15 protein-coding genes are annotated in these 16,042 nt (G+C 33.0%); 3 read left to right on the top strand and 12 right to left on the bottom strand.

Annotation, left to right across the window (positions count from 1 at the left end; all coding sequences use genetic code 11):
• Nucleotides 1-4 precede the first annotated feature (4 nt).
• The 10 genes from murF to H3U97_RS05070 all read right to left on the bottom strand — a co-directional run bounded on the left by murF (nt 5) and on the right by H3U97_RS05070 (nt 10,567).
• Nucleotides 5-1,369: a UDP-N-acetylmuramoyl-tripeptide--D-alanyl-D-alanine ligase gene (gene murF, locus H3U97_RS05025; protein ID WP_198198422.1), complete on the bottom strand. Its 1,365-nt coding sequence runs from the start codon at nt 1,367-1,369 to the stop codon at nt 5-7.
• The gene (gene murE / locus H3U97_RS05030; protein WP_198198423.1) at nt 1,366-2,913 is read right to left on the bottom strand and encodes a UDP-N-acetylmuramoyl-L-alanyl-D-glutamate--2,6-diaminopimelate ligase; all 1,548 of its coding nucleotides are present in this window, start codon (nt 2,911-2,913) and stop codon (nt 1,366-1,368) included. The genes murF and murE overlap by 4 nt, the downstream gene beginning before the upstream one ends.
• 13 nt (nt 2,914-2,926) lie before the next feature.
• Complete coding sequence (ftsI, locus tag H3U97_RS05035; protein ID WP_034901166.1) at nt 2,927-4,705, bottom strand: peptidoglycan glycosyltransferase FtsI; 1,779 nt, start codon at nt 4,703-4,705, stop codon at nt 2,927-2,929.
• On the bottom strand, nt 4,705-5,085 hold the full coding sequence (ftsL, locus tag H3U97_RS05040) for a cell division protein FtsL (protein ID WP_065578131.1): 381 nt from the start codon (nt 5,083-5,085) through the stop codon (nt 4,705-4,707). Before ftsL ends, ftsI begins: the two co-directional genes overlap by 1 nt.
• The gene (rsmH, locus tag H3U97_RS05045) at nt 5,078-6,013 is read right to left on the bottom strand and encodes a 16S rRNA (cytosine(1402)-N(4))-methyltransferase RsmH (protein WP_034901165.1); all 936 of its coding nucleotides are present in this window, start codon (nt 6,011-6,013) and stop codon (nt 5,078-5,080) included. Before rsmH ends, ftsL begins: the two co-directional genes overlap by 8 nt.
• Nucleotides 6,014-6,028: 15 nt before the next feature.
• The gene (mraZ, locus tag H3U97_RS05050; RefSeq protein WP_065578133.1) at nt 6,029-6,475 is read right to left on the bottom strand and encodes a division/cell wall cluster transcriptional repressor MraZ; all 447 of its coding nucleotides are present in this window, start codon (nt 6,473-6,475) and stop codon (nt 6,029-6,031) included.
• A 384-nt stretch (nt 6,476-6,859) separates the two neighbouring features.
• Nucleotides 6,860-7,558: a 6-phosphogluconolactonase gene (gene pgl / locus H3U97_RS05055; protein ID WP_198198424.1), complete on the bottom strand. Its 699-nt coding sequence runs from the start codon at nt 7,556-7,558 to the stop codon at nt 6,860-6,862.
• A gap of 13 nt (nt 7,559-7,571) precedes the next feature.
• On the bottom strand, nt 7,572-9,032 hold the full coding sequence (zwf, locus tag H3U97_RS05060) for a glucose-6-phosphate dehydrogenase (protein WP_198198425.1): 1,461 nt from the start codon (nt 9,030-9,032) through the stop codon (nt 7,572-7,574).
• A 191-nt stretch (nt 9,033-9,223) separates the two neighbouring features.
• Nucleotides 9,224-9,508 (bottom strand): 50S ribosomal protein L25, encoded by a 285-nt coding sequence (gene rplY, locus H3U97_RS05065; RefSeq protein ID WP_034901157.1) that lies wholly within the window; start codon nt 9,506-9,508, stop codon nt 9,224-9,226.
• Between the two features lie 186 nt (nt 9,509-9,694).
• Nucleotides 9,695-10,567: a D-hexose-6-phosphate mutarotase gene (locus H3U97_RS05070; protein WP_086364839.1), complete on the bottom strand. Its 873-nt coding sequence runs from the start codon at nt 10,565-10,567 to the stop codon at nt 9,695-9,697.
• 187 nt (nt 10,568-10,754) lie between these two features.
• On the opposite strand from H3U97_RS05070, the gene hemW reads away from it, so the two are divergent.
• Nucleotides 10,755-11,888, top strand: a complete 1,134-nt coding sequence (gene hemW / locus H3U97_RS05075; RefSeq protein WP_198198426.1) for a radical SAM family heme chaperone HemW — start codon at nt 10,755-10,757, stop codon at nt 11,886-11,888.
• A gap of 229 nt (nt 11,889-12,117) precedes the next feature.
• Here hemW and H3U97_RS05080 read toward each other — a convergent pair whose 3' ends face one another.
• Both H3U97_RS05080 and H3U97_RS05085 read right to left on the bottom strand, forming a co-directional pair.
• Nucleotides 12,118-13,086, bottom strand: coding sequence for a sugar kinase (locus H3U97_RS05080; RefSeq protein WP_034901154.1), 969 nt, complete (start codon nt 13,084-13,086; stop codon nt 12,118-12,120).
• A gap of 5 nt (nt 13,087-13,091) precedes the next feature.
• The gene (locus H3U97_RS05085; RefSeq protein WP_198198427.1) at nt 13,092-13,910 is read right to left on the bottom strand and encodes a DeoR/GlpR family DNA-binding transcription regulator; all 819 of its coding nucleotides are present in this window, start codon (nt 13,908-13,910) and stop codon (nt 13,092-13,094) included.
• Between the two features lie 335 nt (nt 13,911-14,245).
• Here H3U97_RS05085 and H3U97_RS05090 point away from each other — a divergent pair, with 335 nt between their 5' ends.
• Together H3U97_RS05090 and H3U97_RS05095 are read left to right on the top strand one after the other, a co-directional pair.
• Nucleotides 14,246-15,100, top strand: a complete 855-nt coding sequence (locus H3U97_RS05090; protein WP_034901151.1) for a tagatose bisphosphate family class II aldolase — start codon at nt 14,246-14,248, stop codon at nt 15,098-15,100.
• A gap of 10 nt (nt 15,101-15,110) precedes the next feature.
• Nucleotides 15,111-16,031, top strand: a complete 921-nt coding sequence (locus tag H3U97_RS05095) for a 1-phosphofructokinase family hexose kinase (RefSeq protein ID WP_034901149.1) — start codon at nt 15,111-15,113, stop codon at nt 16,029-16,031.
• Nucleotides 16,032-16,042: the final 11 nt, after the last annotated feature.

Raw genomic sequence — 16,042 nt, forward strand, 5'->3', positions numbered from 1 at the left:
AATTTTAATCCTGACCTATTTTTGTTTGAATTTCCACGATAAGATCTTCCATTTTTGCACTACGTGATCCTTTGACTAGCATAGTTAAAGTTGGATGTAGACGTAGTAAGTTTAATAAATAATCTACAGCACATTGTTTATCAATAAAATGATGGCCAACACCACTAAATTGACTGATTAATTCACTTAGCTGACCGACACTAACAACACAATCAATATTTTGTTGTTTAGCTAACTCGCCGATTTGTTGATGATAAATATTTGCATCGTTACCCAATTCAGCCATATCACCAACGACTAATACTTTATACCCGGGCTGTGTTGCTAAAACATGTATAGCAGCTGACATTGAGCCAACGTTAGCATTATAACAATCATCCCAAATTAACTGCGTTTGATTTAACCTAACAGGATACAACCGTCCTTTTACTGGTTTTGATGCAGCTAAACCGTTTTTAACCTGTGTTAAACTTGCACCTACTGATATTGCTAAAGCTGATGCCGCTATTGCATTAGATATATTGTGCTCACCAACTAACGGTAAGCTAATTTCGCTCTCACCAATTGGGGTATGCAATGTAAAAACTGTCTGATCCATCATTTTTATATTGCTGGCATAAAAATCGGCAGAAGAATCAGCTGTTGAAAAAGTCCAGACAGTTTTATTTTTCAAATTCTTTAACCATTTATCTGAACAACTTTCCAAATTAATAATTGCAATTCCGTTATCAGCTAATCCTTCAAAAATTTCACCTTTAGCTGTTGCTACACCCTCAAGAGAACCAAATCCCTCAATATGCGCCAAAGCTATATTATTAATTAGCGCACTGTTTGGTTTAACTAAGCGTGTAGTATAAGCAATTTCACCAATATGATTGGCACCTAATTCAACAACTGCAAATTGGTCTTGCTTCTTTAATCGTAGTAATGTTAGTGGCACACCTATATCATTATTAAAATTACCTTGAGTATAAAGAGTCTCACCACATTGTTGTAAAATATTAGCAGTCATTTCTTTGACGGAGGTTTTGCCCGATGAACCAGTTAACGCAACAAATTTTGCTGAACTTTTATCTCTTACAAATTCAGCTAGTTGACCTAATGCTATATAAGTATCATTGACCACTATTTGAGGAATATCATTATCGATTTTACGATTTACAATTACCGCAATAGCACCATCGTCAATTGCTTGTTTAGCAAATAAATGACCATCAAATTTTTCACCGACCAATGCAATAAATAATGATTGATCAGTAATTTTACGTGAATCAGTACAAATTTCCCTAATAGTCAATTCTTCATCTGGAATATAATAAGATGTTCCATTGACGATTGTGGCAATTTGTTTAATAACTAAAGGAATCATGATAGATTCTCTACTCCTAAAATCTGTTTTACCGTTTCTTGATCTGAATAATGATGTTTAGTTTTACCAATAATTTGGTAATCTTCATGTCCTTTTCCAGCAATTAAGATCACATCATCAGCTTTAGCCTGAGCAAGCGTTTCTCGGATAGCTGTAACTCTATCAGTAATAACTTGTGTATTTTTAATATTGGTTAAACCTTGCTCTATATCATGAATAATTTTAGCTTCATCTTCAGTACGTGGATTATCATTTGTTAATACAATTTTATCAGCAAATTGTTCCGCGACCTCGGCCATTAAAGGTCTTTTACCGGTATCTCTATCGCCACCACAACCAAAAATCACCCATAATTGGCCTTTGCAATGAATACGACTTGCTTGTAATGCTTTTTGTAATGCATCTGGCGTATGTGCATAATCAATAATGACTGTTGGACTATTTTTTACATGTATCACTTCCATACGACCACAGATCGGCTTAAGATATGATGCCATATTAACAACAGCAAAAAATGGATAATCAAGAGTCAACAAGGTTGCAATTGCTAACAATACATTTGATACATTAAATTCACCTAATAATCGGCTGTGAATAATAGCATTACCCCAACTCGATTCCATATGAATTTTGGCCCCTTTATCATGATATTCAATCATTGATACGCCAACATAGGGCTTATCCAATGTTTTTAAACGGCGCAATGATTTAGGTTGACATGACACAACCGTAACACTTGATAATTTGTCAATCCAACGCCGTCCGTATTCATCATCATAATTAATAATTGATTTACCTGAACTAGCAACTTGCTTTTCGTGTTCATCACCGCTGAATAATGACCATTTTGCTTTAGCATATTTATTCATGGTTTTATGATAATCAAGGTGATCACGGCTTAAATTAGTAAACACTGTTGCCGCACAATTTAATGCTTTTACTCGATTCATCGCTAAACCATGGGACGAAATTTCCATAGCGACAACTTGAACTTGTTGCGTGACAAATTCGGCTAAAGCTGATTGAACTTCAATAGCCGATAAAGTCGTATTTAATGAAGGCTCAAGTTGATTATAAATACCATTACCTATCGTACCCAATAATGCGGCTTTTTTATTTAACAAAGTTACACATTGTGCGATAAGCTGAGTTACTGTTGTTTTACCATTAGTTCCTGTTACACCAATAACCGATAAGTTTTTTGATGGTGAACAATAAAAGTCGTTTGCAATTTTTGATAATTTTTGAGAAAGCTGAAATATACTTATTTGTGGAATAGCTTTCTTATTTTTTTGTTTAAGATAATCAATTTTCAAATCATTTGATTTTCTATTTGTTTCAATTAGAACTACAGCAGCACCAGATGAGATAGCTTGCGGAATAAAATCCCGACCATTAACGGTATACCCTTTAATAGCAATAAAAACATCATCTTTATTTACTTTTCGACTATCAATTATCAAATGATTAAGTGAGAAATCATCTAGTTCTAGATCACTCCCACCTAATAATTTATATAACGTTTTAAATGTGTTAGTTGCCATTATTTGTTACCTACTAATATACGATCATTTGGCCATCTACTTGGCGGTCTGGTTTAACGTTCATTGTTCTAAGAACACCACCCATAATTCGACTAAAAACAGGTGCGGAAACAGAACCGCCATAATATTGCCCTGCTTTTGGATTATCAATTACCACAACTAGTGAATATTTTGGCCCTGTTGCCGGTGCAATACCTGCGGTATAAGCTAAATACTGGTTGACATATCGACCACCAGCTAGTTTTTTAGCTGTACCCGTTTTAACACCGACACTATACCCTGGAACTGAAGCTTTAGTACCGCCACCGGTTACGGCTACAGCTTCCATCAATTGCACTACAGTTTTAGCTATTTTTTCACTTACAACCCGTTTACCTTCTACGGGTTCTGTCACTTTCAATATTGAAACCGGTCGATAAACACCATAACTACCTATAGTTGCATAAGCTCTAGCTAATTGTAATGGGGTAACACTTAAGCCATAACCAAAAGAAAAAGTTGCACGCTCTATATCCGCCCATTTTCTTGTTCTATCGGCAGCAATAGAACCACTAACTTCACCGCCTAAACCAAGTTCTGTTGGTTGGCCTAAGCCAAAACGGCTATAAAACTCAACCAGATCACCTGATTGCATTTGCAGTGCTAATTTACTTACCCCTACATTACTGGATTTTTCCAAAATACCAGCCAAATTCAGTGCTTTTTGATAAGAAACATCTTTTATTTCATAGCGGTTAACTAAAAACGGTCTAGTATCTATGATAGTGTTCAAATCAGCTATTTTCTTTTCTAATGCAGCCATAACAACTAAAGGTTTAACTGTTGAACCTGGCTCGAATGCATCTGTTATGGCTCGATTTCGTAACAAATTATAATCAATTGAAGAACGATTATTTGGATTATAGGATGGGCTGGTTGCCATCGCTAAAATCTCACCAGTATGAACATCGATTAAAACAGCTGTACCACTATCAGCCTTATTAAAAGTAACAGCTTGGCTAAGCTCGCTATAAACGAGCGACTGTAAACGCTCATCAATACTTAACGTTAAATCAGAAGCAATTTCACTTTCTGTTCTTTCTAGCTCCTCAATAACACGACCAACTCTATCTCGTCTTACTACACGTTGTCCTGATTCACCAATAAGCCATTTATTAAAACTTTTTTCGATACCTTCAGAACCTTTTTCTGTACCGTTTTCATCGGTATCTGTTAAGCCAATTAATTGGGCGATATTTTCTGCTGCAGGGTAATAACGTTTTGAAGTCTTAGCAAACGATATTCCTGGTAATTTCAATTTTTTTAAATAATCCGATATAGTTGGTGTAATTTGTTTAGATAAATAAACAAAACGCATCGATGGATTACTCAATTTTTGTTCTAATGTCGACATTGGAATATTTAACGTTTTCGCTAATCCTTGCCAACGAATATCATTGGCATCAACCCCACCTTTCTGCACAACTATTTTCGGATCAGCCCAAACATCATACATTGGAACGCTAACGGCCAGTGCTCTGCCATTACGATCAGTAATCATCGCTCTCGGCGCACTCATTTCTTGATGACGAATGGAACGTTTATTGGCTTCAGCAATAAGTTTATCGGGTTCAATTATTTGTAAAATAGCCAATCTAATCAACAAACCAATAATGGCTAAAATAATAAAGCCATATACTAGGTAGAATCGATTAAGCGTAAAAACTTGCTTTTTACTGTTTAATTTATTCCCTTTATTCGATTTCGTAGTAAGTCTTACGTTATCTTTTTTATTTTTATTGGCAAACTTCATTATTTACTCTTTATCACAATAACGGTTTCATTTTGAGGTGTAACATACGACATACTTAATTGATTTTTAGCTTTTTCTTCAATCCGTTTTGGATCTGCAAGCACGTTTTCTTCAATAACTAAATTACGCCATTCACTTTCTAATACATCTTGTTCAAGTAGTAATTGTTCACGTTCAAATAATTGTTTACGTACCTGCTGTGTTGTTATCAATATAGCACCAGCTGAGATAATAATAAGTAACAATAACAATAATGAAATCTTTTGATGACCAAGCAAATCATTAAGGATTAATCCAAATAAACTTTTGCTTGGTCTTTTTTGATTGTGTATTTCTACACTAGTTCTGTTATAAATTTCATTGTTTTGGTTACTATTCATTTTTCCTTTCTGCTATCCTTAATATCGCGCTACGTGAACGCGGGTTACCATATATTTCATCATTACTCGGCTTAATTTTGCCAAGTGATTTTAATTTAGCATTACCATATTGTTTAATTTGTTGTTCTGTTAATGGTAACCCTGCAGGTAAATTTGGACCTTTACTCTGTTTATTAATAAATTGTTTTACGATTCTATCTTCTAAGGAATGAAAACTAATCACAGCAAGTCTTCCTTGATTAGCCAGTATTGACAAGCTACTATTTAATGCTTGTTCAACTTCCTCAAGTTCACTATTTATGTAAATCCTAATAGCTTGAAATGAGCGTGTTGCTGGATGTTTATTTTTATCTTTCTTCGGAGTCACTTTTTCAATTAAACTCGCTAATTCTAAGGTACGAGTGATTGGTGCTACCTTATTTTGCTCGACAATTGCCCGCGCGATACGTTTAGCAAATTTTTCCTCACCAAAAGTTTTTAATACCCATGCAATATCATTTTCATCACTATTTAGTAACCACTCACTTGCAGTTATACCTTTATGATTATTCATCCGCATATCAAGTGGTCCATCTTTCATAAAAGAAAATCCTCTTTCAGGATCATCTAATTGAGGTGATGACACACCTAAATCTAACAAAAAACCATCAACGCAGCCTAGGAATCCTAATTCATTAATATATTGATATACATTAGAAAATTCACCTCTAACAAAGGTAAATCTAGGATCATTTATCTGACATGCTGCTTGCTCAGCCCTATCATCACGGTCAATTGCTATTAGTTTTCCTTTATCCCCTAATTGTTCGAGGATCAAACGAGAATGACCACCACGGCCAAAAGTCCCATCAACATAAATACCGTTTTTTTTTAAATTCAATGCTTCTACAGCTTCATTTAATAAAACTGTTTTATGTTGATAATCCATTGTTATTTACTCTTATTAAATTGTTAGATTTTTTAAATTATCTGATAAGTTTTCAATATCTGTTGGTAACGCAGCAATATCATCACTAATTTGTTGATACCATATTCCTTCATCCCAAATTTCAAATTTATTAGATTGGCCGACAAACATAGTATGTTTTTCTAGTTTTGCATAAGTACGTAAAGTTGGTGGTAGTAAAATACGTCCAGCATTATCTAAATTACATTCCGTTGCATAACCTAATAGTAGCCTTTTAATTCTTCTTTCTACTTCAACAATAGTCGACAATGTTGACAGTTGAAATTCAATTTTTTGCCATTCAGACATTGAATAAAGTGTTAAACAAGGATGATATAAACCAATGGTACAAACTAAACCGTCAGACAAAAAATCACGATAACGAGTAGGAATTGCTATTCGCCCTTTACTATCTAAATTGATTGAAATTGCACCACTAAACATGAAAGCACCATAATTAACAATTTTTATTGTTTTTAATTCATAAAAAAATCAATATGTTAATTAAAATCCTATTTTTTACCACTTTACCCCACTTTTTACCACAAAAGTTAATAAAATAATAGATGTTTAATTAATTTATTTCTACCAATGTAAAAAATGTATTTAACTGCTAGTAAATACTAACAACTGGAATAAAGTAATAAAAAATATTAAGAGGAATTATGTATGTAGTTATTAAATACTAAACGTTATGTTTTCTAATAAAAAATGCTGTTGATCAGAGCATTATAAATATAAAAGATAAATGATTTTTGGTAACAATAGATTTTAGTACCAGACTGAAAATTAGAATATTGCCAGTCAGAACTGGCAATCTTGATTTAGTTAAGAAGCAGTCCAAAAACCAATAACATTAACTTTGTTTTGCTGCAAAACTGCACGAATAGGCATTTGATTAATATTGTCGCCTTGTTCTGCTTGCTCAAGTACTTGCATCTTACTTTCACCGACTAAATGTAAATAGATATTTTCACTATCTAAAATAGTAGGTAATGTTAAGGTAATACGATCAAGTGGAGCAGTTAATGGTGTCATACCGATAACTTTGCGACCGGATTTCATATCTAACCCCGCCATTAAATTAGCTGCACCAGGGAAAAGCGAGGCAGTATGTCCATCTTCACCCATTCCCAAAATTAACACATCAAATGGCATCGGAATTTTATTTAATATTTTATCGGTAATTTCTGCACCGTCGAATGGATTATCACAATTATTTTTCAAGCCGACAAAATTAGCTAATTTAGCCTTATTTTGTAGTAAATAAGTTAATACTAACTTCTCATTACTCGCATCATCAGTATCAGCTACCCATCGATCATCAACTAATGTAATAAAAACCTTATGCCAATCTAAATCTTGTTGGCTTAGTAATTTAAATAGTGGTATAGGTGTTTTTCCACCGGATACGGCGATAGAGGCATGTCCTTTTTTTTCAATAGCCTTTTTTAGTTCTTTAACAATATGGGCAGCTAAATCTTCAATCAATAATTGATTGTTTGAGTATTTATTTAATGTAAACATTTTCGCATTTCCTCTATTCAAACTCATGCCATGAATGACCATCTTTAGTGATCAAAGCCACTGAAGCGACAGGTCCCCAAGTACCTGCAGGATAGGTTTTTGGTAATTCATTATCTAAATTCCAAGCACTAATAATTGAATCAACCCATTTCCATGCTGCTTCAACTTCATCACGGTGAACAAATAAAGCTTGTCTGCCACGCATCACTTCTAATAATAAACGCTCATAAGCATCAGCACTATGTTGATGAAATGTTTCTCTAAAACTTAAGTCTAGCTTAGTAGTTTGTAAATTATGAGTACTATCTAAGCCAGGAACTTTATTTAAAATTTCAATGTCCATACCTTCATCTGGCTGTAAACGGATAGTTAGTTTATTTTGTGGCAATTCTGAATAAGATTCGCTAAATAAATTAAGCGGTAAAGATTTAAAATAAACCACAACTTCAGAACATTTGCTTGGTAAGCGTTTACCCGTTCTTAAATAGAAAGGAACCCCTGCCCAACGCCAATTATCTATATCCACACGAATAGCAACAAATGTTTCCGTATTACTTTGCTTATTAGCACCATCTTCTTCTAAATAACCAGGCACATTAATACCATTAACAAATCCAGCCGTATATTGGCCTCTAACTACTTTTTCACGAATATTAGCTTTATTAATTGGACGTAATGCATTCAGTACTGCAATCTTTTCTCTACGCAAACTATTATCGTCAAGATTTGCCGGTGGCGACATTGCAATCATAGTAAGAATTTGTAATAAATGATTTTGCACCATATCTCGCATTTGCCCAGCTTTATCAAAATAACCCCAACGCCCCTCAATTCCAACTTGTTCGGCAACAGTTATTTCAACATGATCGATTGAATTTCTATCCCAAAATGCAGCAAACACAGGGTTAGCAAAGCGTAATGCAAGTAAATTTAAAACTGACTCTTTGCCTAAATAATGATCAATACGATAAACTTGTGACTCACTAAAAAATTTTGCAACTGAATCATTAATTTCTTTCGATGATTGTAAATCAAAACCTAATGGCTTTTCCATGACAATTCGACTTTGAGATTGGTTCAAACCTGCAGCTGCTAAGCCTTGACAGATAGTCCCAAATGCATTCGGATGCATAGCAAAATAAAAAATAGCAGGATGCGATTTTTCAAGTTTATTTTTCAAAGAATCAAACCCTGATATATCATTAACATCTAATTTATGAAAGTTTAGACGCTGACTAAGTCGTTGCCAAACACTTTCATCTAAAGGCTCGGACATAAATGAGGTCAACGCATCTTTAGCTACTTCAGCATAAGCCTTTTGATCCCAATCAGCACGGCCTACACCTAGAATTTTTGTCTGTTTTGGTAACTTTCCATATTTTTCTAATTGATATAGAGACGGTAAAAGTTTACGCCTCGTTAAATCCCCTTTAGCGCCAAAAATAACTAAATCGCAAGCTGGGATATCAGACATGAAGTTCTCCTAAAATGGTGTCATCTACAATTTATTTTATTATGTTTGATTACCAGTATACATCAAGTTAATAGAATAAATCATAATAATAGGTATTTGTCTTTTTTAGACTCAAATAAAAAAATAAAAGGTCACCTATATGGTGACCTTTTATCTAAAAATATGTTGAATAATACTTCAACAATCAGCAATTATGCACGTACAAAATCCATATGAACTAATTTTGGTTTAAATGGATGACGTTGTACTGCTTGTACTTTAACTTTAACTGCTTTACCATCAATTTCAATAGTTAATACTTCAGAATAAAATTCTGGTTTTTCTTGCATATTGAACACTTGGTTGTGATCTAACACGATAGAAACTGCAGGTTCTGTTCCACCATAGACAATAGCCGGGAACTGACCAGCGTGACGCAGGCGGCGGCTCGCACCCTTACCATGCTCTTTTCTTACTTCAGCTTTAAATGTAAACATATTGATTTCTCTTATTTATTCAAAATAAAAACCAATTACAGGCGACCCAGTAGTTGGTTATAAAATTAGTGCTCTAAAAAGCGCTAGGGATTATAAAGTGTTATGTTAGTAAACGCAATCAAATAATCAACTCTACAAAGATAAAGTCACATATTGATTGCATTTATAATAAGCAAAATATAATGCTTAAATCACTTCAATCTTAAACCCATATACTGATTTTTGTGTTGTCGATAATTTTAACGGTTTATTAATACGACAGGTCTCAACGCATACCATAGATTGATATTCTTGATCAGCGAAATCAGCCATTGCTTTAGCTTTATCTATCCAAGGATTCCAAGTAACGACATCACTTGCATTAATATTAGTTAATTTTATAGTTCGTTTCCCATCAAAGATGGTGATTGCTTCATCAGCATTAGTATAAACACGATCAACTTCTTGATTAAAGGTTAGTTGTCCTAAAATAGCCGGTTTATTTTCAACTGGTAAGCGATCTTGATATAAATCCCCTAAACCTTTAACAGTAACATTATCAATATTATTAATACCAAAATAAGTATGTAATGCACTTGTTGCTTCAAAATCTCCTTGGCAAGATAATGTCACTTCACAAGTTTGTCCCACATGAATGGTTAACCATGCCTGAAAAGGTTTTGTGAAAAAACGTTCTGTCTGTTGGTTATTGGTTAATGATAAAGTTAGATCAACACCATTATTGTCTTCTTTACAAGAATCTAATTGCCATTCAACTAAACGAGCAAAACCATGCATAGGATCACCCAATTTACCAAACCATGGCCAACAAATTGGCACGCCACCTCTAATTGCCATTTCTTTTTTAAAATTTGCTTTTTGACTCAACCAAATAACGGGTGTCGTTTCTGTTGAAGGTTGCCAAAATAGTAAATGAGCGCCTTGTAACGATACTGCTGCTGAACATTTTGGATGTTTAATCACTAAGACAGGTAATTCACCAAATATATTTTGATGGACTGATAAACTCAATGACGAACCGGTAGCATAACTATCTAAAATCTGCTTAATAATACTCATATTTACTCCTAACTATTTAATCTGCTTGGCAAATACTGCCTTTAATCTAGAACTAATTGTACGCATATTACTCGAATTATAAAAACGGAATACAGACAATAAAAGCTTTTTTTACTAAATTGGAGTAATATAGCCAGCTATTTCTAATCAGTTACTTACGCTTTGTAAAAAATTTGAGGAAAGGCATATGTTTCAGTATAAAATTCCACTGAGTTTATATATACATATGCCATGGTGCGTGCAAAAATGTCCATATTGCGATTTTAATTCACACAAAATGAAGAGTGCGCCGGATTACTCTGCATATATTGATCATTTAATTAATGATTTAAAACAAGATGTATTGCTTACTCATGATCGTCCCATTCATTCAATTTTCATAGGTGGTGGAACCCCAAGCCTTTTTTCTGCTGAATTAATTAATAAATTGTTGGTAAGTATAAACAAAATAATACCAATTAATCATAATGCAGAAATTACTATCGAAGCAAATCCTAATTCCGTTGATGTTGAAAGATTCAAAGGATATCAGCAAGCTGGTATCAACCGTATATCGATTGGAGTACAAAGCTTTCAATCAGATAAACTTCAGAAATTAGGACGAGTTCATAATCCACAAGAAGCGATAGATGCAGGAAAATTAGCTCATGATTTAAATTTAAAAAGCTTTAATTTAGACTTAATGCATGGTTTACCAAATCAAACAATTCAGGATGCATTGCATGATCTTAAACAGGCAATTGCAATCGCACCACCACATCTATCTTGGTATCAACTAACAATTGAGCCGAATACTTTGTTTGGTTCTAAACCTCCACTTTTACCTGATGATGATATGCTCTGGGATATTTATCAACAAGGACACCAATTGCTAACTAACCATGGATATCAGCAATATGAAACATCGGCTTATGCAAAACCAAATTATCAATGTCAACATAATTTAAATTATTGGCGATTCGGCGATTATATCGGTATTGGTTGTGGTGCTCATGGCAAACTAACACAAAATGACGGTACTATTATTCGTACGGTAAAAACAAAACACCCGCAGGGATATATGCAAGGACGTTATTTAGAGCGTTCTTATACTGTAGCTAAAGATGAATTAGCCTTTGAATTTTTTATGAATAGATTCAGACTATTTGAACCAACACCTAAAATGGAGTTTGAACAAAGAACATTTTTACCTATACAATCTATTGAACAATCAATTTCACTTGCTATCGAAAAGAATTATTTAATTGAAGATGAAAAAAATTGGCAAATAACAGACCATGGCAAATTATTCTTAAATTCATTGCTAGAAATTTTCTTATAACAAAATTAATTAAAATAAGATAACAATTTTTCTTTACTCTAAATTAACAAAAAAAATACTAACTATTTAAACAAACATATAGAGATCTTTACTTACATTTTTTTAAAAAAAGAGCATACTAGATTCGACAATGCATTTATTTCATTGTTTTCCTATTCCTTATGTTTTCCCAATAACAATGTTATTGGGATTTTTTTGTAAAAAGGAAAATTAAGTTTTCATTACCTCGTTAAACAGTTGTATGTTGTGATAAAAACTGTTTGATTTCGACAAGTGAAGATGTTCCTTCCATTGGCCCTTGTTTTGATACAGCTAATGCACCACTCACATTAGCAAATTGCAATGCTGTTTCAACAGGATACCCGGCTAATAATAAACTGACAAATGTTGCACCAAAACAATCACCAGCGCCTGTTGGATCGACTGGATTGACATTAAAACCATCAACATGAATCATTTTTAAGCTTTTTTGTTCATCTAAACCATAATAATTGGCACCTTTAGCACCACCTTTTACAACAATATGCTTAATACCATTGTTTAATAAAGTTGACATAGTTTGTTGTTCACTCTCATCATTATTTTGAGCAAAATAACAAACCTCATTTTCGCTAGGTAAGAAAATATCAGTATACTCCATAATATAACCAAAAGATTGCTCCATTTCTTGAATGTTAAACATCTCTTTACGTAAATTAGGATCAAACGAAATTGTTCCTCCTTTATTTTTAATGATATCTAATGCTTTTCTCATGGCATCAATGGCTCGAAAAGAGTAAAGCGAAGAGCCCATAACATGCAAATGAGTACAATCTTTTAACAATTTTTCATCAATATGATTAAACGATAACAAACCACATGCGCTATTAGGAATATTAAAAATGAAATCTCTATCACTATGGTCTTGATAACTAACAAACGCACTACCAGTATTAGCCATACTATGTGAAGTTATACCGTCAATAATCACACCATCTTTTTTAAGCCGATTAATACACATTTTTCCAAAGCTATCTTTTCCCACACAGCTAAAAAAAATGACAGGAAAACCTAATTTAGCGACTTGATCGGCAAATATTGCTGGAGCACCACTTGGATAAGGACCAATAAATTCACCTGTTTGATCAAAGCGTTGATTACTTTCCTTTGCCAAAAATTCAACCAGCAATTCACCTACAGTACAAATTTTAAATTCCATCTTAGTTATGTCCCCAATAGATTATGATAAGTCATACAATATTTATTAATTGCAATTTGTTTAAAATTAGAATTTAACAATTGGTGATGATATTCAGTCACCGCTGCTTTAGATAAAATTGTGACATCTATATGTTTTAATTTACCAATACTATGATTATCCGTAAGCAAAGATCTTTCTAATAAAAGACCAATAGTATGTTTAGAGTTTTTTAAGATTTGTTGATATGTTTCTTTTTGTTCACTATTTTCAATAATTAGATCATTATTTTCATCAATTGCTGCCAATTCGATAATGAAATGGGAAATGGCGTAGTTATTGCGAATACTGATTAGGTCATTACAGCTTTTAATAATATTTCCTTCACATAAAACGCCACCAATTAAAATGACTTCTGCATCAGAAAATTCACGTACTAATTGTGCATTTCTTAGGTCATTCATGATAATACGTAACGATTTTTTTTTATGCAAAAAAGGGATTAGTTTCCGGGTTAAAAAACCATGTCCTAAAAAAATAGTATCACCATCATTAATATAGCTTAAACAAGCTTTTGCTAAATCAATATCAGAATTGCCTTTGGTTTGACTTGAATTAATTGAAGCAGAATTATGCACTTGCCCTTCTGGAGAAATATAAATAGCGCCGCCAAATGAACGTTTTAAATATCCTTGTTGCTCAAGGTAAGTTAAATCTTGTCGGATAGTAACATGAGAAACCTTTAACTGATCAGACAACTCATCAACTTTTACTTCACCATTTTGGCGTACAATTTTTGCGATATCTAATCGACGTTTCAATAGCGCTGAAGATGCTTTAGCCAATTTTCACTTCCTATGTTAATGGTAAATACTTTGTACAAGACACATAAAACAGGTCATATAAATATTTAGTAACGAACCATAACTTTTTCAAACTGTAACTATATAATTTTCATATATATGATCCGTTATTTCTTATTCTAGGTTAGGAAAAAATTTTTGACAAAAAAAATACTCAATTACATTTCTTATTCAGCGACAAAAGTTAGTATTTGTGATCCATCTCACAAAATTTACACTAGTATAACTTTCATTTTGCAATCATAATTGATAAAAAATAATTCCAATTTGAAAGTAACTTAAGGTTATGAGGTTCACTACAGTTAAGGAGCAGTAAAATGAGTATTATCTCAAGTCATAATATGTTAAAAAAAGCCCAAAAAGAGCAGTATGCTATTCCCGCCTTTAATATTCATAATTTAGAGACAATGCAAGTAATTGTTGAAACCGTGGCAGAATGTCAATCTCCTGTCATTTTGGCTGGTACACCAGGAACATATAGCTATGCAGGAACTGAAAATATCATTGCTATTGCCAATGAATTATCAAGAAAACATAATGTTCCATTAGCAGTACACTTAGATCACCATGAAGAATTCAATGATATAACTAACAAAATTAATGCTGGTGTTAGATCAGTAATGATTGACGGTTCACACTTTCCTTTCGATGAAAATATTGCCCTCGTAAAACGTGTTGTTGATTATGCTCACCGATATGACGTAAGTGTTGAAGCAGAACTTGGCCGCCTTGGTGGTGTTGAAGATGATCTTGTTGTCGATGCTAAAGATGCATTATATACAAATCCACAACAAGCTATAGAATTTGTTAAGAAAACAAATATAGACTCTCTGGCTATTGCGATAGGTACAGCACATGGAATGTATAAATCAGAACCAAAACTTGATTTTGACCGCTTATCCGAAATTCGTTCAGTAGTAGATATACCATTAGTTTTACATGGCGCTTCAGGTGTTCCAGATAAAGATGTTCGCGAATGTATCAAACGTGGTATTTGTAAAGTAAATGTTGCAACTGAATTAAAAATTGCTTTTTCTGATGCCCTAAAACAATACTTTATTGAAAATCCAGATGCTAATGATCCTCGACACTATATGAAACCAGCTAAAGCAGCAATGAAAGAGATTGTCAAAAAAATCATTACAACTTGTGGCTGTGCAGGTAAGTTATAAAGGAAATCATATGATTTACACTTTAACACTTAATACTGCAATTGATATGAATATTCATTGCCAAGGGCTAAAACCCAATTCAGTAAATAGAACACTAGATACAGAATATAGCCCTAACGGTAAAGCAGTTAATGTTTCAATTGTATTAAATAAATTTGATAAACCTACTTGTGCATTAGGCTTTTTTGGTGGTTTTTCGGGAAAATATATTATTGATGAACTAACTAAGATGCAAATTCAAACTATCCCTTGTTTGATCGATGATATTACCAGAATTAATGTTTTTATTAATGATGAACAAAATGAATTTAAATTGGTCTCTAAGGGACCTTTTATTCCTGATAACAAAAAAGCTGAAATGCTAACTATTATTGAGTCACTCAACAATAACAGTTATTTAGTTATAAGTGGTAGTTTGCCAAATAACATTGAACCTGATTATTTGGAATTAATTTTAAAAATTTGCATAAGCAAAAATATCAAAATAATTTTAGATATTAGTCATACTAAATTAAAAGATTTATTAATTTATAAACCTTTACTTATCAAACCTAATAATGAAGAGTTAAAAGATATTTTTGGTTTTACAACTGATACAACAGAGCAAATAATTGCAGCATTAGAAAATGTTCATCAGCAAGGAGCACAAAATATTTTACTAACTATGGGTTCAAAAGGACTTTACTTTTCAAACGGGAAAAATATTTGGTTCTGTAATTCAGTATCCATAAAACAATTAAGTTCTGCTTGTGCAGGAGATGCATCGCTAGCTGCATTTCTTAGCGAATGGCTTCCTGCTCAAAACAATTATGAACTAGCCATGAAAAAGGCATCAGCAACTGGTGCCAATGTTGCCGAATCAAATGGTTTAGGATTATTAAACAAAGTTAGTACCTATATCAAACAACTTGAAGTGACTCAAATAAAATAAAATTAAATGGA

This window comes from Gilliamella sp. W8128, assembly GCF_016100545.1.
Taxonomy (GTDB): domain Bacteria; phylum Pseudomonadota; class Gammaproteobacteria; order Enterobacterales; family Orbaceae; genus Gilliamella; species Gilliamella apis.

Bases quoted from the DNA above. Each gene is read 5' to 3' on its own strand.
- H3U97_RS05095 (WP_034901149.1), top strand. From the start codon at position 15,111: ATGATTTACACTTTAACACTTAATACTGCAATTGATATGAATATTCAT.
- pgl (WP_198198424.1), bottom strand. From the start codon at position 7,558: ATGTTTACATTAAATAAATACTCAAACAATCAATTATTGATTGAAGAT.
- ftsL (WP_065578131.1), bottom strand. From the start codon at position 5,085: ATGAATAGTAACCAAAACAATGAAATTTATAACAGAACTAGTGTAGAA.
- murF (WP_198198422.1), bottom strand. From the start codon at position 1,369: ATGATTCCTTTAGTTATTAAACAAATTGCCACAATCGTCAATGGAACA.
- H3U97_RS05090 (WP_034901151.1), top strand. From the start codon at position 14,246: ATGAGTATTATCTCAAGTCATAATATGTTAAAAAAAGCCCAAAAAGAG.
- hemW (WP_198198426.1), top strand. From the start codon at position 10,755: ATGTTTCAGTATAAAATTCCACTGAGTTTATATATACATATGCCATGG.
- murE (WP_198198423.1), bottom strand. From the start codon at position 2,913: ATGGCAACTAACACATTTAAAACGTTATATAAATTATTAGGTGGGAGT.
- mraZ (WP_065578133.1), bottom strand. From the start codon at position 6,475: ATGTTTAGTGGTGCAATTTCAATCAATTTAGATAGTAAAGGGCGAATA.
- H3U97_RS05070 (WP_086364839.1), bottom strand. From the start codon at position 10,567: ATGAGTATTATTAAGCAGATTTTAGATAGTTATGCTACCGGTTCGTCA.
- rsmH (WP_034901165.1), bottom strand. From the start codon at position 6,013: ATGGATTATCAACATAAAACAGTTTTATTAAATGAAGCTGTAGAAGCA.
- ftsI (WP_034901166.1), bottom strand. From the start codon at position 4,705: ATGAAGTTTGCCAATAAAAATAAAAAAGATAACGTAAGACTTACTACG.
- rplY (WP_034901157.1), bottom strand. From the start codon at position 9,508: ATGTTTACATTTAAAGCTGAAGTAAGAAAAGAGCATGGTAAGGGTGCG.
- zwf (WP_198198425.1), bottom strand. From the start codon at position 9,032: ATGTCTGATATCCCAGCTTGCGATTTAGTTATTTTTGGCGCTAAAGGG.
- H3U97_RS05080 (WP_034901154.1), bottom strand. From the start codon at position 13,086: ATGGAATTTAAAATTTGTACTGTAGGTGAATTGCTGGTTGAATTTTTG.